Origin of the sequence: Pseudomonas sp. (genome assembly GCF_041601375.1) — a bacterium.
Taxonomy (GTDB): Bacteria; Pseudomonadota; Gammaproteobacteria; order Pseudomonadales; family Pseudomonadaceae; genus Aquipseudomonas.
Genome location: NZ_JBFIIG010000071.1, coordinates 1 through 19,024 on the forward strand (window position 1 = coordinate 1; position 19,024 = coordinate 19,024).

19 protein-coding genes and 1 pseudogene are annotated in these 19,024 nt (G+C 63.8%); 10 read left to right on the plus strand and 10 right to left on the minus strand.

The genetic code is table 11. The annotated features are described in order from the left end of the window. The 5 genes from ABZE94_RS11395 to rpoE all read right to left on the minus strand — a co-directional run. Window positions 1-1,233 (minus strand): DegQ family serine endoprotease (locus ABZE94_RS11395; RefSeq protein WP_372875636.1); only part of this gene is annotated, 1,233 nt, incomplete at its 3' end. A 36-nt stretch (window positions 1,234-1,269) separates the two neighbouring features. Then, window positions 1,270-1,725, minus strand: a complete 456-nt coding sequence (locus ABZE94_RS11400) for a SoxR reducing system RseC family protein (protein WP_372875637.1) — start codon at window positions 1,723-1,725, stop codon at window positions 1,270-1,272. Continuing rightward, window positions 1,722-2,675: a MucB/RseB C-terminal domain-containing protein gene (locus ABZE94_RS11405; RefSeq protein WP_372875638.1), complete on the minus strand. Its 954-nt coding sequence runs from the start codon at window positions 2,673-2,675 to the stop codon at window positions 1,722-1,724. The genes ABZE94_RS11400 and ABZE94_RS11405 overlap by 4 nt, the downstream gene beginning before the upstream one ends. Window positions 2,676-2,683: 8 nt before the next feature. After that, a complete protein-coding gene (locus tag ABZE94_RS11410) occupies window positions 2,684-3,277 on the minus strand; it encodes a sigma-E factor negative regulatory protein (protein ID WP_372875639.1) in 594 nt (197 codons plus the stop codon). A 31-nt stretch (window positions 3,278-3,308) separates the two neighbouring features. Then, the gene (rpoE, locus tag ABZE94_RS11415; RefSeq protein ID WP_372875640.1) at window positions 3,309-3,890 is read right to left on the minus strand and encodes an RNA polymerase sigma factor RpoE; all 582 of its coding nucleotides are present in this window, start codon (window positions 3,888-3,890) and stop codon (window positions 3,309-3,311) included. A 379-nt stretch (window positions 3,891-4,269) separates the two neighbouring features. Between rpoE and nadB the strand changes: the two genes are divergently transcribed. Beyond that, window positions 4,270-5,886 carry an L-aspartate oxidase gene (gene nadB, locus ABZE94_RS11420; protein WP_372875641.1) on the plus strand — a complete coding sequence of 539 codons (1,617 nt, stop codon included), beginning with the start codon at window positions 4,270-4,272 and terminating at the stop codon, window positions 5,884-5,886. Here nadB and ABZE94_RS11425 read toward each other — a convergent pair. Both ABZE94_RS11425 and ABZE94_RS11430 read right to left on the minus strand, forming a co-directional pair. Beyond that, window positions 5,855-6,307 carry a protein YgfX gene (locus ABZE94_RS11425; protein ID WP_372875642.1) on the minus strand — a complete coding sequence of 151 codons (453 nt, stop codon included), beginning with the start codon at window positions 6,305-6,307 and terminating at the stop codon, window positions 5,855-5,857. The genes nadB and ABZE94_RS11425 overlap by 32 nt on opposite strands. After that, window positions 6,291-6,545: a succinate dehydrogenase assembly factor 2 gene (locus ABZE94_RS11430; RefSeq protein WP_238044241.1), complete on the minus strand. Its 255-nt coding sequence runs from the start codon at window positions 6,543-6,545 to the stop codon at window positions 6,291-6,293. The genes ABZE94_RS11425 and ABZE94_RS11430 overlap by 17 nt, the downstream gene beginning before the upstream one ends. A 216-nt stretch (window positions 6,546-6,761) precedes the next feature. On the opposite strand from ABZE94_RS11430, the gene ABZE94_RS11435 reads away from it, so the two are divergent. The 3 genes from ABZE94_RS11435 (at window position 6,762) to ABZE94_RS11445 (ending at window position 9,472) form a co-directional block, all read left to right on the plus strand. Further along, complete coding sequence (locus ABZE94_RS11435; protein ID WP_372875643.1) at window positions 6,762-7,703, plus strand: folate-binding protein YgfZ; 942 nt, start codon at window positions 6,762-6,764, stop codon at window positions 7,701-7,703. A 41-nt stretch (window positions 7,704-7,744) separates the two neighbouring features. Next, window positions 7,745-8,581 (plus strand): HDOD domain-containing protein, encoded by an 837-nt coding sequence (locus ABZE94_RS11440; protein WP_372875644.1) that lies wholly within the window; start codon window positions 7,745-7,747, stop codon window positions 8,579-8,581. A gap of 66 nt (window positions 8,582-8,647) precedes the next feature. Further along, a complete protein-coding gene (locus ABZE94_RS11445) occupies window positions 8,648-9,472 on the plus strand; it encodes a substrate-binding periplasmic protein (RefSeq protein WP_372875645.1) in 825 nt (274 codons plus the stop codon). Here ABZE94_RS11445 and ABZE94_RS11450 read toward each other — a convergent pair. Together ABZE94_RS11450 and ABZE94_RS11455 are read right to left on the minus strand one after the other, a co-directional pair. Beyond that, the gene (locus ABZE94_RS11450) at window positions 9,405-10,796 is read right to left on the minus strand and encodes a sensor histidine kinase (RefSeq protein WP_372875646.1); all 1,392 of its coding nucleotides are present in this window, start codon (window positions 10,794-10,796) and stop codon (window positions 9,405-9,407) included. The genes ABZE94_RS11445 and ABZE94_RS11450 overlap by 68 nt on opposite strands. A 16-nt stretch (window positions 10,797-10,812) precedes the next feature. After that, window positions 10,813-11,484, minus strand: coding sequence for a response regulator (locus tag ABZE94_RS11455; protein WP_172152515.1), 672 nt, complete (start codon window positions 11,482-11,484; stop codon window positions 10,813-10,815). A 306-nt stretch (window positions 11,485-11,790) separates the two neighbouring features. Here ABZE94_RS11455 and ABZE94_RS11460 point away from each other — a divergent pair, with 306 nt between their 5' ends. The 6 genes from ABZE94_RS11460 to ABZE94_RS11485 all read left to right on the plus strand — a co-directional run bounded on the left by ABZE94_RS11460 (window position 11,791) and on the right by ABZE94_RS11485 (window position 18,921). Further along, the gene (locus tag ABZE94_RS11460) at window positions 11,791-13,050 is read left to right on the plus strand and encodes an OprD family porin (protein ID WP_372875647.1); all 1,260 of its coding nucleotides are present in this window, start codon (window positions 11,791-11,793) and stop codon (window positions 13,048-13,050) included. Between the two features lie 29 nt (window positions 13,051-13,079). Further along, window positions 13,080-14,060, plus strand: coding sequence for a Bug family tripartite tricarboxylate transporter substrate binding protein (locus ABZE94_RS11465; RefSeq protein WP_372875648.1), 981 nt, complete (start codon window positions 13,080-13,082; stop codon window positions 14,058-14,060). 118 nt (window positions 14,061-14,178) lie between these two features. Next, complete coding sequence (locus tag ABZE94_RS11470; protein WP_318960591.1) at window positions 14,179-14,622, plus strand: tripartite tricarboxylate transporter TctB family protein; 444 nt, start codon at window positions 14,179-14,181, stop codon at window positions 14,620-14,622. A gap of 2 nt (window positions 14,623-14,624) precedes the next feature. Continuing rightward, entirely contained in the window at window positions 14,625-16,133 is a 1,509-nt protein-coding gene (locus tag ABZE94_RS11475; protein ID WP_372875649.1) for a tripartite tricarboxylate transporter permease, read from the plus strand. After that, the gene (locus tag ABZE94_RS11480; RefSeq protein ID WP_372875650.1) at window positions 16,126-17,157 is read left to right on the plus strand and encodes an AbrB family transcriptional regulator; all 1,032 of its coding nucleotides are present in this window, start codon (window positions 16,126-16,128) and stop codon (window positions 17,155-17,157) included. The genes ABZE94_RS11475 and ABZE94_RS11480 overlap by 8 nt, the downstream gene beginning before the upstream one ends. Before the next feature lie 903 nt (window positions 17,158-18,060). After that, window positions 18,061-18,921 carry a DUF6279 family lipoprotein gene (locus tag ABZE94_RS11485; protein ID WP_372875651.1) on the plus strand — a complete coding sequence of 287 codons (861 nt, stop codon included), beginning with the start codon at window positions 18,061-18,063 and terminating at the stop codon, window positions 18,919-18,921. Here ABZE94_RS11485 and ABZE94_RS11490 read toward each other — a convergent pair. Further along, window positions 18,918-19,024 (minus strand): annotated as a pseudogene (locus ABZE94_RS11490) (uracil-DNA glycosylase); the annotation flags it as partial. The gene ABZE94_RS11485 and the pseudogene ABZE94_RS11490 overlap by 4 nt on opposite strands.

Here is a 19,024-nt window from a genome sequence, read left to right on the forward strand (position 1 = left end):
GGTGATGACCACGCCGCCTTGCAAGTCGAGGCTTTTTTTCTGCGCGGCGGTCAATTCGACCACCTTGACCCCGAGTCGATTGCTGCTGCGTTCCACACCCGGCCCGGCCGCCTCGGCCAAGGCCTCGCCATCTTCCGGCAAGGCACCGATGGTCAACTTGAGCCTCTTGCGCGCGCCGTCACGCACTACATCCAGTTCTGCCTTGCTGCCCGGCTTCAGGCGACCGACCAGATGCGGCAAGTCTCCCGACATGACGATCGGCGCACCATTTATACTGAGAATCACATCGCCAACCTGCAAGCCACCCTTGGCCGCCGGACCACCGTCCAGCACCTGGGCAACCAGCGCACCAGCAGGTCTATCCAGACCGAACGACTCGGCCAGATCCTTGTTCACCTCCTGAATCACCACACCCAACCAGCCGCGGCTAACCTTGCCGTCGGTCTTCAACTGCTCGGCCACATCCAGGGCTACGCTCATCGGAATGGCGAAGGACAAGCCCATGAAGCCACCGGAGCGGGTAAATATCTGCGAGTTGATACCCACTACCTCACCCGCCAGGTTGAACAGCGGACCGCCGGAATTACCCGGATTGATCGCCACATCGGTCTGAATGAACGGCACATAGCTTTCGTTCGGCAGGCTGCGCCCCTTGGCGCTGACGATACCGGCGGTCACCGAATGGTCGAAGCCGAAGGGCGAGCCGATGGCCAGCACCCACTCGCCGACTTTCAGGTCCTCGGACTTGCCCAGCCTGACCGTCGGCAGATTCTTGCCTTCGACCTTGAGCAGGGCCACGTCGCTACGCGGGTCGGCACCAATCAGCTTGGCCTCCAACTCACTGCGATCAGGCAGGCGCACGATGATTTCATCGGCGCCGGTGACCACATGGTTGTTGGTCAGCACGTAGCCATCGGCGGAGATAATGAAACCGGAACCCAGCGACTGCGCCTCACGCTGGCGACCACCGTTTGGCGCGCGCGGAATCTGAGGAATACTGCGCTCGAAGAATTCGCGGAAGATCGGTGGCAGGCCTTCAAGATCGGGAATGGCAAATTCGCCCGCCCCCGCCGCACGCGCCGGTATCTTCTGCCGGGTGCTGATGTTGACCACCGCTGGCGCAGCCTCTTCGACCAACTCGGTAAAGTCCGGCAGCTGTGCCTGGGCAACTACCACCTGCCCCAAGAGCAGCACCGCGAGCAAAGCTGAGAAAGACCATTTCAGGCTAGGCATCGATTTAAAACTCCCCATCGAAAACGAGCACAACGCTCAAAACGTTGCAGCAGAGCCGGCGAGCAAAGCACGCATGACAACCGGCTGCAAGGCCGGATCATCGGCCGCGCGGCTACTGTGCCAGCGCACCGCCGCCCCGGCCACGAACAAGCCGGAAAAGGCAGAAAGGATCACCCAGGGTTCACTCAAGGCCAACTGCTCAGCCAGTAATGCGGCACCGAACAGGCCGAGCAAAGGCAGCAGGTAAACCAGTAGCGATCCGCGCACCAGCAACTCCTCGCGCACGCCAATCACCACCGCATCACCCACGCTCAACTGTAGATCACAGAGCGCACGGACATAGCCCCGCCGACCACTGGCGCCCAGTTTGTCGAGCACGCCATGGCCGCAGCCAGCGCTAACCGTGCAGCTGGAACAGGTGCTTTTACGCTGGGTCTCGACCCAGACAGCGCCCTGCTCGACAGCCACGACCCGCCCCTGCTCTTCGATCATTGTATGGCCTGCTCTCCTATGGCGCGCATCGACAAGGCTACACGCTCCGCCGTACCCAATGGAATCTCGCCGACCACCGTGACCATCACATTGCCATCAGGCGTCGCCAGGCGCCGAGAAACTGCGGCAGTAGGGCCCAGCTGACTGCGCGCATCTGCGGCCATGGCGCCGCGCAAGGGCTCGACGAACACCGAAAAGCGCGCCAAACCATCGAAATAAACCAGGCTGGCGACTTGTTCATCGGAGACCGGACTGCGACGCTCGGCTACCCGAGTCAAGATGAAGCCTGGCGGCAACCAGTCGGAGCGCCAGGCCTCGACAACCTCAGCTCGCGCATTGCCGGCAGCTACCGGCTGACAACCCGCACCAGACTGCAGCTCCTGATCGGTAGGGAGCACGCCAACATCGAGCTGGGTGAATTGAAAGCGCTCGAGCATCTGCCCCTTGTCGTTCAGCAGCAGCGACTTCAACGGCAGAGCGCTTTCCTGGTCGAGGTGCAACTCGACGCCGTAACGATGCTGATCGCGCGGCGACAGCGCCAGCACCACAGCCGCACGCCCCGCCACGCGCGACTTGCCGATGATCCGTAGCTCATAAGACTCAAGCAGTCGCTGGCTATTCAGGTCGCGCGCCGACCACGTCTGAGGATCGTCGAGCTGATCGACCAGGGTGCCACTGACACAACGTGTACTGCCATCGACACGCAGCACTTCCTGCTCCGGTCCGTCCAACTGCAATAATCGCTCGCGCACCACGCCCGCCTCCTCCACCCGATGCCAGATACGGTGGGTAGAGAAGCTGTCGTTACGCTCATAAACGAATGTGCCTTGAAAGCTTTGTCTTTGACCAGCATCAGCCAATCGCTCAAGCCAATCTTGCGCCTCGGCAGCGACAGCGGGTAATGCAAGCCAACTACCGAGCAACAAAGAGATGACGGGAATAAAGCGCATGCGCCTCCTTAGCGGCTTTCCAGGCTTGCAGCACGCGCATAAGGCAGCGCGCTTTCATTGGCATTCATGGCTGCTTGCTGAGCATGCTGGCGCAAGTAGGCCGGCAGACGCTGATCATGCCAGCCGGGCGTGGCCTCACTGGCAGTTTCAGCTACAGCTTGTTGCTCACCTGCAGTACTGAAACCCGCCAGCATGGCTGGGCCTTGCACTTGTGGTGCGTTCAAGGCCGGCTGAGCAGCTTGCTGGGCCAATTGTGTGCTGGCAACGTCATCCTGATTGTACAAGCGCACACCAGCCAGCACGGCGACCGTAACAGATGCGGCTACGGCAAAACGACCAAGCGAACGCCACGGACCGCGAACCACGGTCTTGCTCTGCACCGGCAAGGCCTCGTCGGCCAGCGCCGCAGACACAGCAGCAGCAATATCCAGACGCGGCTCCAGCAGCTCCTTGTGCATCACTGCACGAGCGATCTGATAACGCGACCAGGTTGCACGCAGTTCGGCATCGTCGCTCGAACCGAGCACACGCCGAAGCTCCATTTCATCCGCTTCGTTGTCCATAACTGCGGACAGCGATTCCTGTAGGGCTTCACGACTCATGGCGGTTCCTCTCTTGGCTGTCGCCGCTGTCTTAACCGTCCTGCAACAGGGGTTGCAAGGACTTGTCTACGGCCTCACGGGCTCGAAAGATCCGAGACCGCACAGTACCTACTGGACACTGCATCACGCTTGCAATGTCTTCATAACTGAGACCATCAAATTCGCGCAAGGTTAGGGCCGTGCGCAAATCTTCCGGTAATAGCTGGATGGCGCGATGCACGGTGGCTTCGATTTCATCCCGCAGCAACGCCCGCTCTGGCGACTCGATATCCTTGAGGGCGTGATTGCCATCATAGAATTCCGCATCCTCAGCACTGACATCGCTCTCTGGCGGTCGCCGACCTCGCGACACCAGGTGATTCTTCGCCGTATTGATGGCAATCCGGTACAACCACGTATAGAACGCGCTGTCGCCGCGAAAATTCCCCAGCGCGCGATAAGCCTTGACGAAGGCTTCCTGCGCCACATCTTGCGCTTCATGGGTGTCATGCACGAAACGCACGATCAACCCAAGAATCTTGTGCTGGTACTTTAGGACCAACAAATCGAATGCACGCTTATCTCCACGCTGTACGCGCTCGACCAGCAGCTGATCTTCTTCCTGAGCTAGCATCAACACTCCTCATTGAGTCCGAAGGAGTGCGCCGCCAACCAATCAATCGACTTGCCAAGATAGACCCGGACGTTGCGCAAAAGTTCTCCCCCTCCAAACAAGCTTCCTGCAGAACGCTTTATGCCCTGCACGGAGTGACGCAACACGGCCTATTAGCCCTGCTGCGCAAATAGTCTTAGATCACTCATCTGCCGACGGGTGGAAGCCTTTGCAAGCGCTCGACGCACCCCCGCCAAACAAGCACTGTCCTCTGCGGGCGACCTTTTATGGAACCTGAAAGACTAAGAAAGTTCCCCAGTGCAGCAGTAGGTCATAAGCCGACTATTGTGCCGCCCGCCCCCTCTATATACTAGGGGCCGCTTACTTGCGGAATCACGACATGAGCCAACACTACCAACACGACGTTCTGGTCATCGGCAGCGGGGCCGCCGGCCTGACTCTGGCGCTGACCTTGCCCGAGCACCTGCGCATCGCCGTGCTGAGCAAGGGCAATCTGGCCAATGGCTCGACTTACTGGGCCCAGGGTGGCGTGGCTGCGGTGCTGGACGAAATGGATACCGTCGAGTCGCATGTCGACGACACCCTCAATGCCGGTGCTGGCCTGTGCCGCGAAGACGCGGTGCGCTTCACCGTGGAGCATAGCCGAGAAGCGATTCAATGGCTGATCGACCAGGGCGTGCCCTTCACCCGCGACGACCAGACCGCCCGCGAAGACGGCGGCTTCGAGTTCCATCTGACCCGCGAAGGCGGTCACAGCCATCGACGCATCATCCACGCTGCCGACGCAACCGGCGCGGCGATCTTCAAGACCCTGCTCGAACAGGCCAAGCAGCGGGCCAACATCGAAATGCTCGAGCAACGCGTGGCGGTTGACCTGATAACCGAGCGCAAACTCGACCTGACTGGCAAGCGCTGCCTGGGCGCCTATGTACTCAATCGTGCCAGTGGCGAGGTTGATACCTATGGCGCGCGCTTCGTCATCCTCGCCACCGGCGGCGCGGCCAAGGTGTACCTGTACACCAGCAACCCGGACGGCGCCTGCGGCGACGGCATCGCCATGGCTTGGCGCGCTGGCTGCCGGGTCGGCAACCTGGAGTTCAACCAGTTCCACCCGACCTGCCTGTACCACCCGCAGGCCAAAAGCTTTCTGGTCACCGAGGCCCTGCGCGGCGAAGGCGCGCTGCTCAAACTGCCCAACGGACAGCGCTTCATGCAACGCTTCGATACGCGCGCCGAACTGGCCCCACGCGATATCGTGGCCCGCGCCATCGACCATGAGATGAAGCGCCTCGGCGTGGACTGCGTGTACCTGGACATCAGCCACAAGCCGGCCGACTTCATCAAGATGCACTTCCCCACTGTCTATGAGCGCTGCCTCGACTTTGGTATCGACATCACCCGCGAGCCGATTCCGGTAGTACCGGCCGCGCATTACACCTGTGGCGGCGTGCTGGTCGAGCAGACCGGCCAGACCGACGTACCCGGCCTGTATGCCATCGGCGAAACCAGCTTCACCGGCCTGCATGGCGCCAACCGCATGGCCAGCAACTCGCTGCTGGAGTGTTTCGTCTATGCCCGCGCGGCGGCGGCCGACATCATTCAGAGGCTGGATGAAGTGAGTGCACCGAGCAACCTGCCGACCTGGGATGCCAGCCAGGTGACCGACTCGGATGAAGACGTGATCATCGCGCACAACTGGGATGAGCTGCGGCGCTTCATGTGGGACTACGTCGGCATCGTGCGCACCAACAAGCGCCTGCAACGCGCCGAGCACCGGGTGCGCCTGCTACTCGACGAGATCGACGAGTTCTACAGCAACTATCGAGTAAGCCGCGACCTGATCGAATTGAGGAACCTGGCGCAGGTGGCCGAACTGATGATCCGCTCGGCGATGGAACGCAAGGAATCTCGAGGCTTGCACTACACCCTGGACTACCCGCAGCAGCTGCCCGAAGCCAAAGACACTATTCTACGGCCATCCACCTACGGCGACTGAACTTCAAGCGCACGCGCAAGCGCCTGTGCATGTCCCGCGGCATGGCATCATGCGGGATGCACAGGCCGCGCACCCGACGCTCGCCCGCCAGGCGAAAGCGCAGCACCACGACCAGCGGCAACGCCAGGCTGTCGGGGCGCAACTGGACGATCTGCCAGCCGCCCGAAGCACTCAACAACTGCCAACCTTCGGCCGTACAGCGCAGCCCGCTGAACGCCTGCGGCGCACTCAGCAGGATATGCCGCGGCAAGACCCAGGCGGCATGCCCCAGGCACAGGGCGACACCCAGCGCCAGCGCCCACAGCGGAATATCGACCAGCGACAAGCTGAGCAGCGCTAGCGCCTGAACGCCCCCATAGAGCAGCAGCAAGCGCCGCGACGGCTGCCAGCGGCATTCGAAGCTGTCACTTGGGCTGGACACGGTCCAGAATCATGCGAACCATGCGCTGCAGGTCGGCATCTTCGGGTTCGGCACGCTGCATGAACCAGCCGAACATGTCCTGATCTTCACACTCGAGCAGCTTGCGGTAACGCTCGCGGTCTTCGGCATCGAGGGTTGGGTAGACCTCCTTGACGAATGGCACCAGCAGTACATCCAGTTCCAGCATGCCGCGACGGCTGTGCCAGTAAAGGCGATTGAGTTCTGTCGAATCGACCATGGAGCGGTTCCTTGATAGGGCCTGGCGGGGAGAAAGCGGCGCAGTATAGCAGTCAGCTGCAAGACGGGTGGCCGCCCCTGCAAGCTGCTCGAGTGAGGCCCGAACCAAACCGACGCTCAAGCCTTTTCTCTGCTTTTATTTGAAGCTTGTAGCTTGTAGCTTGCGGCTGCTTTTATGATGACGCCCCCCACTTTCATCCAGCGATTGTTTATCCCTATGGCCGATTCCGCGTTTTTCTCCACCCTCAGCCACGAAGGCGTCCTCGCCGTTCGCGGTCCTGATGCGAGCAAATTCCTCCAGGGCCAGCTGACCTGCAACCTCAATTACCTGAGCGATGTCAGCTCCAGCCTCGGCGCCCGCTGCACCCCCAAAGGCCGCATGCTGTCGAGCTTCCGGATTGTCAGCGTGGCCGACGGCTTCCTGCTGGCGATGGCCGGTGAACTGGTCGAGCCACAACTGCTCGACTTGCAGAAATACGCAGCCTTCAGCAAGTCCAAGCTGATCGACGAAAGCGCCGACTGGGTGCGTTTCGGCCTGCATAACGGCGACGCCGCGCTGGCCAGCCTGGGCCTCGACCTGCCCCGCCACGCCGACAGCGTGGCGCGCGCCAACGACCTGCTGGCCCTGCGCCTGAGCGACGGCCGCGCCGAACTCTGGGCACCGGCCAGCCAGGCCGAACGCCTGCACGCCCAACTGGCCACGCAGCTGACGCACGCGCCATTGAATCGGTGGCTGCTGGCCCAGGTGCGCGCCGGCATCGGTCAGGTGCTGGGCCCCACCCGCGAGCTGTTTATCCCGCAAATGCTCAACCTGCAGGCATTGGGCGGCGTCAGCTTCAAGAAGGGTTGCTACACCGGCCAGGAAATCGTCGCGCGCATGCAGTACCTCGGCAAGCTCAAGCGCCGCCTGTATCGCCTGGCCGTCGACGGCGAGCAACTTCCCGCACCGGCCCTCGAACTGTTTACCCCCGAGCGCAACGGCAGCGTCGGCGAAGTGGTGCTGGCCGCGCAAAGCGACAGCGGCTTCGAGCTGCTCGCGGTCTTGCTCGAGGACGCGGTCAGCGACGGACGCATCCACCTCGGCACCCCGCAAGGCCTGCCGCTCAGACTGCTGGAGTTGCCCTACACCCTGGACAGCAACCGCGAAATCCAGCGCTAACCTCACTGCACCTGCAGCCGATTACCGAAGAGACCCGCCCCATGAGCAAGCTTGCCGAGAAAGTCCAACAGGAACTGATCACAGCCATCGACAACGACGATCTGGTACTGCCCACCCTGCCGGAAGTCGCCCTGAAAGTCCGTGAAGCGGCGGAAAACCCGGACATCGGCATTCCGCAGATCAGCAAGGTGATCGGCAACGATGCGGCGCTGACCGCCCGCATCATCAAGGTGGTGAACAGCCCATTGCTGCGCACCAACAAGGCCATCACCGACCTGCAGATGGCCGTCAGCCGCCTGGGCATCAACTACACCTGCAACCTGGCCACCGGCCTGGCGATGGAGCAGATGTTCCAGGCCACCTCGGACGTGGTCGACCGCAAAATGCGCGAGGTCTGGAACAAAAGCACGGAAATCGCCGGGATCTGTCATGTGCTGTGCAAGCACTACACCCGCCTGATGCCGGACCAGGCGACCCTGGCCGGCCTGGTGCACCAGATCGGCGTGCTGCCGATCCTCACCTACGCTGAAGACCACAACGAACTGCTGTCCGACTCGATCAGCCTCAACCACGTCATCGAGCAGATTCACCCGCTGATCGGCGACAAGATCCTGCGTACCTGGGACTTCCCCGAGCTGATCGCCATGGTGCCGAGCCAACACCTGGACTTCACCCGCGACAGCGCCAAGGTCGACTACGTCGACATCGTCCAGGTCGCCATCCTGCAGAGCTACCTGGGCAGCCAGCACCCCTACACCCAACTGGACTGGAGCCAGATCCCGGCCTTCGCCAAGCTCGGCCTCGACCCACAGGTCGACATGCAGGAAGACGAAGACCTGTCCGCCGCCATGGACGCGGCCATGAGCATGCTCCAGTAGCCTCGCCGCCTGCACCCGCACCTGCACCCACTAGACTGGAGGCAGCATGCTCGAAGGAGGGATCTCATGCAGCGCTGCCTGCTGTTAGTCATATTGTTGTTCAGCGGCCTGGCCGCGGCGCAGCCCATCCAGCTGACGACGGGTGAATGGCCGCCCTTTCACGGCGAGCAACTTCCCAATCAGGGCGTCGCCACCCGTATCGTCAGCGAAGCCTTCGCGCTCGAGGGCATCGAGGTGCAGTGGCAGTTCCTGCCCTGGGCACGCGCGCTGCAACTGGCCGCCCAGGGGCAACGCAACGGCACCGCAGTCTGGCGACGCAACCCCGAGCGCGAGCGGCTGTTCCTCTTCAGCGAACCGATTCTGACCACCCAGAATCACCTGTTCCACCGCAAGCAATTAGACTTCGACTGGCAGACGCCGGCTGACCTGCGCGGCTTGCGCCTCGGCGCCACGCGGGGCTACTTCTACGGTCAAGCCTTCGAGCAGGCCGAAGCGGCGGGACTGCTGAACGTCCAGCGGATCAACAGCGACGAAGTGGCATTCCGTCAGTTGCTGGGGGGGGCGAATCGACCTGTTCCCCCTGTCCAGAGTGGTCGCATTGCACCTGCTGTCCGAGCGCTTCACGGCGGCGGAGCGGGCGCGCTTGAGCTTTCACCCAAAACCCCTGAGCAGCCACAGGCAGTACCTATTGCTGTCACGTCAGGTGCCCGGCAACGCGGAGCTGATCCTACGCTTCAATCGCGGCCTCGAGCGCCTGAAGGCCAGCGGCAAGGTGGCCAGGTATTTGCTCGAGGTGCAGCAACCGCTCAGCCTGCCCCCCTGATCAGCCGGGCTCGGCCGCAAATTCCACCCGCACCAGCAGCCCCCGCGGCTGTACCTGATGCAGGCTGATGCTGGCCCGATGCGCGCGACAGATCTCGCCGACGATCGCCAGCCCCAGGCCGGCGCCAGAGCCCTGAGTGCTGCGCCGGTAGAAGCGCTCGAAGACCTTCTCGCGCTCCTCTGCGGGGATCCCTGGGCCATCGTCCTGGACCTCCAGGATGCCGGGCGCCAGCACCCGCAGGATGACATTACCACCGGCCGGAGTATGCGCCAGGGCGTTATCCACCAGGTTGCACAACAGCTCATTGAGCAAGGTCGGCTCGCCGCGCAGCCACACCGGCTGCTCGGCCTCCAGCGCCAAGGCGATACCGCGGGCATGGGCCAGGGGCGCCAAGGCCAAGCCCAATTCACGGGCCAACTGGCTGAGGTCCAGGCGCTGCGCGCCACCCTCGGCAATCGCCCGCGCGCCGCTTTCGATGCGCGCCAGAGAGAGCAGCTGGTTGGCCAACTGGGTTAGCCGATCGGTGTTCTGCGCCGCTTCTTCCAAAGTGCTGCGCCAGGCCGCCGGCTCCTGCGCGCGCAGGCCCAGTTCGACCCGCGCCTTGAGCGCCGCCAAGGGGGTGCGCAGTTCGTGGGCGGCATCGGCGATGAATTGCGACTGGCGCTCAAACAGGCCACGCAGGCGCTCGTTGAATCGATTCAACGCATTCACCAGCGGGCGCAGCTCGCGCGGCAAGCCGGCATCCGGCAACGGACGCAGATCGTCGCTGGCGCGCGCGGCCACGGTCCGCCGCAACAGGTCCAGGGGGCGCAGCGCAGCGCTCACCGCCAGCCACACCAGCAACAGTGCGCTGAACGCCAGCAACCCCATGCGCCACAGCGTGCCAACCAGCAATTCACGGGTCATGCGCTCGCGCGCGCCCAGGGTCTCGGCCACGCGGATCTCGGCGATACCATTGAGCTGCGGTTCGCTGACCGGCTGCAGCAGGCTGACCAGGCGCACGCCCTGACCGCGGTAGGCGCCGTCGTAGAAACGCGCCAGCGCCGGGTAATCGTCGGTGCGCGGAGTACCGGCAGGCGCGGCCGGCAGGTCTTCGTAACCGGACACCAACTGCCCGCGCGGGTCCAGCACCTGGTAGTAGATGCGCCCGGCGCTGTCGTAGGCAAAGGTATCCAGGGCGACATAGGGCACATTGGCCTTGAGCCTGCCGTCATCGGTATACAGGCCCTGGGCAATCGCCCGCGCCGACGCCAACAGGGTGCGATCATAGGCGGTATCGGCGGCGCGCCGGGCGCTCCAGTAGGCACTCAGGCTGCTGACGATCAGGATCAGCGCCAGCAACAACGCCAGACGCCGCAGCAGCCGCCCACGCAGGCTGCCGATTTCAGCCATCCCGGGCCTCCAGCCCTCAGTCACCAACTGCCTCCAGCAGATAGCCCAGGCCACGGAAGGTCACGATGCGCACACCGCTGCCCTCGAGCTTCTTGCGCAGGCGATGAACGTAGATCTCGATCGAGTCGGCGCTGGCCTCCTCGTCCAGGCCGAACACCTGGGCCGCCAGCTGCTCCTTGCTCATCACCCGTCCCGGCCGGGCAATCATCGCCTCCAGCACCGCCTGCTCGCGGGAGGTCAGGCTGAGGCTTTCCCCCCGTGCGCTGAAGCGTCGGGTAGCCAGGTCGTAGACCAGTTCGCCACAGCGCTGCTGCTGTTCGCCGCCGAGTACGCTGCGCCGTAGCAACGCCTTGACCCGCGCCTCCAGCTCGCTCAGCTCGAAGGGTTTGGCCAGGTAATCATCGGCGCCGAGGTTGAGCCCATGCACGCGATCCTTAACCTCGCCACGGGCCGTCAGCATCAGCACCGGCAGGGTCTTGCCGCGTGCGCGCAGACGCGCTAGCACCTGAAAGCCATCGAGGCGCGGCAAGCCGATATCGAGAATCGCCAGGGCGTACTCCTCGCTGGCCAGGGCCAGGTCGGCGGCCACCCCATCGTGCAGCACGTCCACCGTCCAGCCCGCGCCTTTGAGGGCCTGAGCCACGCTTGCCGCCAGTTGCGGATGGTCTTCGACCAGCAGAATTCGCACCGCCACCTCCCTCCGGGTTCGAGTCAACGGCCGCTATCGGCCACGCAGCCCGGGGCGCAGTTTACAGGCGCGAGGCGCCCTGTGAATGGCTTAAATGTCGGCAAAGTTTGTGGCCTGCCATCCCTGGCGTCCCCCCTGCGGGCCGTCGCAGGCGACGTCCAAAAACGCTCCAGGCGTTTTTTCAGCGCTGAAAGCTTGGCGAAAGCTTGACCTCATAGGATCAGTCCCAGGTGGCTCGATCCACCTACCTGAACGGTCCGTACAGTGGTGTGCGGCCGTGACAAAAACAACAATGGAGACCACCCGATGCCGATCGCATCTCGTCAGGCCCTGCTGCCTGCGAACCTGCTAAGCCTAGCCGTATCCGCGGCGCTGCTCGCGCCTGCCGCCCAGGCCGCTTTTGTCGAAGACAGCAGCGCCAACCTGAAGGCCACCAACATCTACCTGAACCGTGACTATCGCGAAGGTACCGGCCAGAACAAGCGCGAGGAGTGGGGCCAGAGCTTCTGGCTCAACGTACAGTCCGGTTACACCGAAGGCCCGGTCGGCCTCGGCCTCGACGCCCAGGGCCTGCTCGGCATCAAACTGGACTCCAGCGCCGACCGCACCAGAACCGGCCTACTGCCGAGGCATGACGATGGCAAGGCACCGGATGAGTTTGGTCGTCTGGGCCTGACCGCCAAGGTCAAGGTTTCTGCCACCGAGCTGCGCTACGGTTCGCACAGCCCCGTCCTGCCGGTGGTAGTGGCCAACGACAGCCGCCTGCTGCCGCAGGTATTCGAGGGTGGCCTGCTGACATCCTCCGAGGTGAAGGGCCTGACCTTCACTGGCGGGCGCCTGAGCAAAGCCATCGACCGCGCCTCGACCGACGCCGAGGATCTGCAGCTCGAAAGCAAGAATGGACGCTACGCCGGGGTGACCGCCGACCACCTCGACCTGCTGGGTTTCGACTACCAGTTCAACCAGAACCTCAAAGGCCGCTACTTCCATGGCGAACTTGAGGATGTCTACCGGCAGAACTTCTTCAATGTGCTGGCCACCTACCCCCTGGCCGGCGGCACCCTGGCTGCCGATCTGCGCCTGATGCTCAGCGACGAGAGTGGCGCAGCCAAGGCCGGCGAAGTGGACAACCGCGCACTGAACGGTGTGCTCAGCTACGCCCACAGCGGCCACAAGCTGAGCCTGGGCTATCAGGACATGAGCGGCGACACCGGCTATGCCTATATCGCCGGCAGCGACCCCTACCTGGTCAACGACTCCGCCAACGACTACGCCAACCCTGAGGAAAAATCCTGGTCAGTCCGCTACGACTACGACTTCGCCACCCTGGGCGTGCCCGGCCTGACGGCCTACGCACGCTATATCCAAGGTAGTGACGCGCGAATCATCGGCAGCAACGAGCGCGGCGACGAAAAGGAAACCAACCTCGAGGTCAAGTACGTGGTCCAAAGCGGCCCGGTGAAGAATCTCTTCGTGCGCCTGCGTAACGCCAATTTCCGCTCCGATTTCGCCCGCGACTCGGACGAATACCGTGTAGTCATCGGCTACACCCTGCCGATTTTCTGATCCACAATAACAATCGAGGGGATTCAACCATGAAAACTGCCTTTACCCGTATCGCCCTGGCCACTGCCTGCATGGCCTTCGCCGGCCAGCTGCTGGCCGCCGAACCCAAGCGCCCCGAGTGCATCGCCCCGGCCAAGCCCGGCGGCGGCTTCGACCTGACGTGCAAGCTGGCGCAGAGCGGCTTGAAAGACAGCGGCCTGCTGAAAAAGCCGATGCGCGTCACCTACATGCCCGGCGGTGTCGGTGCGGTGGCCTATAACGCGGTGATCGCCCAGCGCGCCGATGATCCAGGCACCATCATCGCCTTCTCCAGCGGCTCCTTGCTCAATCTGGCCCAGGGCAAGTTCGGTCGTTACGACGAAACCGGCGTGCGCTGGCTGGCGGCGGTGGGTACCGACTACGGCGCCATCACCGTGCGCGCCGACTCGCCCTATCAGAACCTCGATCAACTGGTACAAGCGCTGAAGAAGGATCCGTCGAGCATCGTCTTCGGTGCCGGCGCCACCATCGGCGGTCAGGACTGGATGCAGACCGCGCTGATCGCCCGCCTGGCCGGCATCGATCCGAAGAACCTGCGTTACGTCGCCTTCGAAGGCGGCGGCGAAACCCTCACCGCCATGCTCGGCGGCCACGTGCAGGTGACCAGCAGCGGCCTGGGTGAAGTCACCCCGCAACTGGAGGCGAAGAAGGTGCGCATCCTCGCGGTACTCTCCGACGAGCGTCTGCCGGGCAAGCTGGCCGATATCCCGACCGCCAAGGAGCAGGGCTACGACATGACCTGGCCGGTGATCCGCGGCTTCTATGTCGGCCCCGAAGTGAGCGACGAGCAGTACGACTGGTGGAAACAGCAGTTCGACACCATGCTCGCCAGCGAGGACTTCGCCAAGCTGCGTGAACAACGCGACCTGCTGCCGCTGTCGGTGACCGGCGACGAGCTGCAAGCCCTGGTCTTCAAACAGGTCGAAGAATACAAGGTGCTGGCCGACGCCTTCGGCCTGATGCAGGAGTAAAACGCCACCGTCGCGTTGTGTAGGAGCCAGCAAGGACTAGGCGTCCCCCTGGCTCCTACACAGGCACTTTGGCCTGCCTGAGCAAACCGGCACTCTTCGTGTCCCGAGGTAATTATTTATGTACGTTCGCCTGTTCGCCGCGATCTGGCTGCTTTTCTGCGCCGGACTCGCCGTCCTTGCCTGGGGCTTCCAGGCGCCCTTCGCCTACGACCCGGTCGGCCCTCGCGCCTACCCCCTGCTGCTGCTGGCCTTGATGGCCGCGGGCTCGTTGTGGCTGCTGGTCAAGCCCGGCCTGCTCGAGCAGAAACTGGACATCTCCAGCGCCTTGCGCTCGCTGCTGTGCATGCTGACGCTGCTGGCTTACGCCCTGCTGTTCGAATCCCTGGGATTCATCATCAGCACCGCCCTGGGCACCTTCGCCCTTGGCCTGTTGTTCACCGGCCGCCTGCTGCCCTGCGCCATCAGCGGCGTGCTGATGGGCGTGCTGCTCTATGGCCTATTCGATTACCTGCTGGACGTGCCGCTGCCGTTGGGCCTGTTCGAAGCCTTTGTGGAGAACTGAAAATGGAAACGCTGAATTTCTTGATGCAGGGCTTCGAAGTCGCCACCCGCCCGGAAAACCTGATGGTCGCCCTGTTCGGCGCCTTCGTCGGCACCATCGTCGGCCTGCTCCCGGGCCTGGGCCCGATCAACGGCGTGGCGCTGCTACTGCCGCTGGCCTTCGCCCTCGGCCTGCCACCGGAAACCGCCCTGATCCTGCTGGCCGCCGTGTACCTCGGCTGTGAATACGGCGGACGCATTTCGGCCATTCTGCTCAACGTGCCGGGCGACGCCGCCGCGGTGATGACCACCCTCGACGGCTACCCGCTGGCCCGTCAGGGCAAGGCCGGGATCGCCCTGTCGCTGTCGGCGGTCAGCTCCTTTATCGGCAGCATCATCGCCACCTGCGGCGTGGTGCTGTTCGCCCCGCTGCTGGCGAAGTGGGCGGTGGCCTTTGGTCCTGCCGAATACTTCGTGCTGATGATCTTCGCCATCGCCTGCCTCGGCGGCATGGTCGGCGACAAACCGGTGAAGACCCTGATGGCCGCCCTGATCGGTCTGGCCCTGGCCACCGTCGGGGTGGATTCGACCACCGGGGTATACCGCTTCACCTTCGGCAGCGTCAGCCTGTCCGACGGTATCCAGTTCATCATCGTGGTGATCGGTTTCTTCAGCGTCAGCGAAGTGCTGTTGATGCTGGAGAAGACCCACAGCGGGCAGAAAGCGGTGAAGGCCAGCGGCCGCCTGCTGTTCAACTTCAAGGAGTTCTGCTTCACCTTCTGGACCATGGTGCGCAGCGCCGTCGCCGGCTTCGTCATCGGCACCCTGCCCGGCGCCGGGGCGACCATCGCCAGTGCCATGACCTACATGAGCGAGAAGCGCATGGCCGGCGCCGGCGGCAAGTTCGGCGAAGGCGACCTGCGCGGCCTGGCCGCCCCGGAAGCGGCCAACAACGCCTCGGCCTGCGGTTCGCTGATCCCCATGCTGACCCTCGGCGTACCGGGTTCTGGCACCACGGCGGTGATGATCGGCGCCCTGACCCTGTACAACATCACCCCCGGCCCGCTGCTGTTCGAACAGCAACCGGACGTGGTCTGGGGCCTGATCGCCTCGCTGTTCATCGGCAACGTGATCCTGCTGGTAATGAATATCCCGCTGGTCGGCCTGTTCTCGCGCATGCTCAGCGTGCCCAACTGGGTGTTGGTGCCGGCGATCACCGCGATCAGCATGGTCGGCGTCTATGCGGTGCACAGCACCACCTTCGACCTGGTGTTGATGATCGGCCTCGGCGTGTTCGGTTACATCCTGCGCAAGCTGGAATTCCCGCTGTCGGCCCTGATCCTCGGCTTCGTCCTCGGCGAACTGATGGAAGACAACCTGCGCCGCGCCCTGTCGATCTCGGCGGGTGAGCTGAACATCCTCTGGAGCAGCCCGATCAGCCTCGTCCTGTGGGCGCTCACCGCGCTGATGCTGGGCCTGCCCGGCCTGCGCTGGTGGCGTGCACGGCGCACCGCTCAGGTCGCCAATGCGTGAGTCCACCGCCCCGGCCCAGTGGCGTCGCTACTGGGCCACGCCGCTGATCGGTCTGATCGGCGGCTACCTGGCCAGCCTGATCGGCTGGCCTTTGCCGTGGATCATCGGCTCGTTGCTGGCGGTCATCGCCGCACGCTGCAGCGGCTGGCTGGTCACGGAACTACCCGGTGGCCGAAAAACCGGACAATGGCTGGTCGCCAGCGGCATCGGCCTGCACTTCACCAGCGAGGTGATGGGCGAGTTGCTCAGCCATTTCGGCGTGATCCTGGCCGGTGCCCTGGCGACCCTGCTACTCAGCCTGATCGGCATCGCCCTGTTGCGCCGCGCCGGGGTCGACCGGGCGACCGCGTTCTTTGCCAGCATGCCGGGCGGCGCCAGCGAGATGGTCAACCTGGCGCAACGTCACGACGCCCAGATCGCTCGTGTCGCGGCGGCGCACAGCCTGCGCCTGTTGCTGGTGGTGCTGCTGGTTCCGGCCATCTTCACCTGGAGCCTGCCGCCCATCGCTCCGCCTCCAGCGGCGGTGGCGAACGGCTACTGGCTGGCCGTCCTGTTGCCGGCCGGCGCGCTGCTGGCACTGCTGTGGGGCAAACTCAGGCAACCCAACCCCTGGATGCTCGGCCCGCTGACGGTGTGCGCCGTCGCCAGCGTCAGCTTCGACCTGCACATCGGCTTGCCGGACGGGCTCGGCCAGGCCGGCCAGTGGCTGATCGGCTGCGCCCTGGGCTGTCACTTCGACCGCGCCTTCTTTCGCAGTGCGCCGGCCTTTCTCGCACGCATCCTGCTGTTCACCCTGCTCGCCATGCTCATCGCCGCGCTGCTGGCCAAAGGCCTCGGCTGGCTGGCCAGCGAAGACCAGGCCTCGTTGATGCTCGGCATGATGCCCGGCGGCATCACCGAACTGTGCCTGACCGCCGAGGCCCTGCAGCTGTCGGTGGCGCTGGTCACCGCGCTGCAGGTGCTACGGCTGTTTCTGGTGATGTTCCTGGCCGAGCCGTTGTTCCGGCTGTGGCAGCGTATCTAGCGACCTTACGCAAATTTCGACCACGTTTAGCCCGCCTCGCGCGGGCTCTTTTTTGGTTCTTCGCGGAATTTCGGGGAAGTGCCGATTGACACCGGACTGGCAAGTTTGTGTGTTTCGGCCGGTGGCTTAGCATGACCCATCAACGCGTGTGCTGAACGTTTAGGTTGCGCCCCTCACGGGCGCCACACCTTTCTTGCTTGCCCAAGAAAGGTGTGCCAAAGAAGGGCACCCGGCATCCGGGTTTCGCTGCGCTCAACTTCCCTCGCTCCGGTGCCGCTCCGGGGGCCGGCTTACAAGGGCCATCCCTGGCCCTATAAGCCTCTCGCCGCATCCATGCTCGTCCCCCTGCGCAACACCTACGCTCGGCCTCCTGACGGGACCGGGTCGCGAGCCTACAGAATTTGCGCAGAATCTGAATTAGAGGCGTCTGAGCTTTTGCTCTTGAACGGCGATCGTACAGACGACGCCCAAGTCCCCTTCAGGAGGCCGAGTGGAATCGCCGCGCAAGGGGTTGAGCGACATGGATGTCGCGAGAGCCGCGATGAGCCATGGATGGCTCTTCGCGGCGTGCCCCTGGAGCGGTGATGGAAGGAGGGAACCCCGGCGCAGCCGGAGCCGGATGGTGGGGTGCCCTTCTCTTTGGTTACTTACTCTTGGGCAAGCAAGAGAAAGTGACTCGCCCGTGAGGGGCGAAACCAAAACCCTGGTTCGACACGTTAATGAACCTATTCTAGAAGCAGGGAGCGCCGCGATCAGAAAACACAAACTTGCCAGTCCGGTGTCAAGCCCGCCTTCACCTCAAAATGTGATGAAACTTCTTTTGCCGAATATTTCAACCCCGACGCGCGCGCCCTCCCTTGGCCTACCCTGCAGATTCCTCCTCGACCCGTTGAGGCAAACCGCATGTCCCTGCCGCACTGGCCGCACCTGAAAAGCCTGCTCCTGCTGATCGCCCTCAGCCTGCTGGTGACCGCCTGCAGCCGGGTCGGCCTGGCCTATCGCAACCTCGACTGGCTGATCCCCTGGCGGCTGGACGATTACCTGAGCCTGAACCGCGAACAGCAGGCCTGGCTCAAGCCGCGCCTGCAGGCCCATCTGGATTGGCACTGCAGCAGCGAATTGCCGCGCTATGTCGACTGGCTGCAACGCAGCGAAGCGCTGCTCGAGCAGCCATCACCCAGTGCCAGCCAATTGAGCGAGCAGTTCGCCGAGCTGGATGGGGCACTCGAGCGCATCAGCGGCGCAATCACCCCGACCGCCATCGAGCTGCTGCAAGGCCTCAGCCCCAGGCAAGTCGCCGAGCTGTATTCCGCCATGGATGAAGCCAACCGGGAGGATCGCCAGGCCTTTCTCGAGCCGCCCCTGGCGACCCAGATCAGCCAACGCACCACACGCATGCAGCAACGCCTGCGCCCCTGGCTCGGGCGGCTGAATGCTGCACAGCAGGCCCATATCGCCGAGTGGGCGCACAGCGTAGCTGGGCAGAATCGTCTGTGGCTGGACAACCGCCTGCGCTGGCAAACGGCATTTCGCGCGGCAGTCGATGCACGGCGCAGTGCCGACTTCCCCGCGCGCCTGACGCGCTTGCTGCAGGAGCGTGAAAGCGTCTACGAAGCCGACTACCGCGCCGCCTACTCACGCTCACGGCAAGCGCTGGCCGAGCTGTTCAGCGACCTGCTCGCAAGCGCCGACAGCAACCAGCGCGAGCGCTTGGCCGCGCGCCTGCGCGCTCTGCGCCGCGAACTCGCCCGGCTGGCCTGCTAGAGTGGCGGCAGTCGCCAGTCGACAGGCGTCATGCCGTGCTGCACGAGGAACTTGTTGCAGCGGCTGAAATGACCGTTGCCGATAAAACCGCGGTGGGCCGACA

Bases quoted from the DNA above. Each gene is read 5' to 3' on its own strand.
- ABZE94_RS11485 (WP_372875651.1), top strand. From the start codon at position 18,061: ATGTCCCTGCCGCACTGGCCGCACCTGAAAAGCCTGCTCCTGCTGATC.
- ABZE94_RS11430 (WP_238044241.1), bottom strand. From the start codon at position 6,545: ATGGTCGATTCGACAGAACTCAATCGCCTTTACTGGCACAGCCGTCGC.
- ABZE94_RS11480 (WP_372875650.1), top strand. From the start codon at position 16,126: ATGCGTGAGTCCACCGCCCCGGCCCAGTGGCGTCGCTACTGGGCCACG.
- ABZE94_RS11400 (WP_372875637.1), bottom strand. From the start codon at position 1,725: ATGATCGAAGAGCAGGGGCGGGTCGTGGCTGTCGAGCAGGGCGCTGTC.
- ABZE94_RS11475 (WP_372875649.1), top strand. From the start codon at position 14,625: ATGGAAACGCTGAATTTCTTGATGCAGGGCTTCGAAGTCGCCACCCGC.
- ABZE94_RS11405 (WP_372875638.1), bottom strand. From the start codon at position 2,675: ATGCGCTTTATTCCCGTCATCTCTTTGTTGCTCGGTAGTTGGCTTGCA.
- ABZE94_RS11435 (WP_372875643.1), top strand. From the start codon at position 6,762: ATGGCCGATTCCGCGTTTTTCTCCACCCTCAGCCACGAAGGCGTCCTC.
- rpoE (WP_372875640.1), bottom strand. From the start codon at position 3,890: ATGCTAGCTCAGGAAGAAGATCAGCTGCTGGTCGAGCGCGTACAGCGT.
- nadB (WP_372875641.1), top strand. From the start codon at position 4,270: ATGAGCCAACACTACCAACACGACGTTCTGGTCATCGGCAGCGGGGCC.
- ABZE94_RS11465 (WP_372875648.1), top strand. From the start codon at position 13,080: ATGAAAACTGCCTTTACCCGTATCGCCCTGGCCACTGCCTGCATGGCC.
- ABZE94_RS11445 (WP_372875645.1), top strand. From the start codon at position 8,648: ATGCAGCGCTGCCTGCTGTTAGTCATATTGTTGTTCAGCGGCCTGGCC.
- ABZE94_RS11450 (WP_372875646.1), bottom strand. From the start codon at position 10,796: ATGGCTGAAATCGGCAGCCTGCGTGGGCGGCTGCTGCGGCGTCTGGCG.
- ABZE94_RS11470 (WP_318960591.1), top strand. From the start codon at position 14,179: ATGTACGTTCGCCTGTTCGCCGCGATCTGGCTGCTTTTCTGCGCCGGA.
- ABZE94_RS11460 (WP_372875647.1), top strand. From the start codon at position 11,791: ATGCCGATCGCATCTCGTCAGGCCCTGCTGCCTGCGAACCTGCTAAGC.
- ABZE94_RS11440 (WP_372875644.1), top strand. From the start codon at position 7,745: ATGAGCAAGCTTGCCGAGAAAGTCCAACAGGAACTGATCACAGCCATC.
- ABZE94_RS11410 (WP_372875639.1), bottom strand. From the start codon at position 3,277: ATGAGTCGTGAAGCCCTACAGGAATCGCTGTCCGCAGTTATGGACAAC.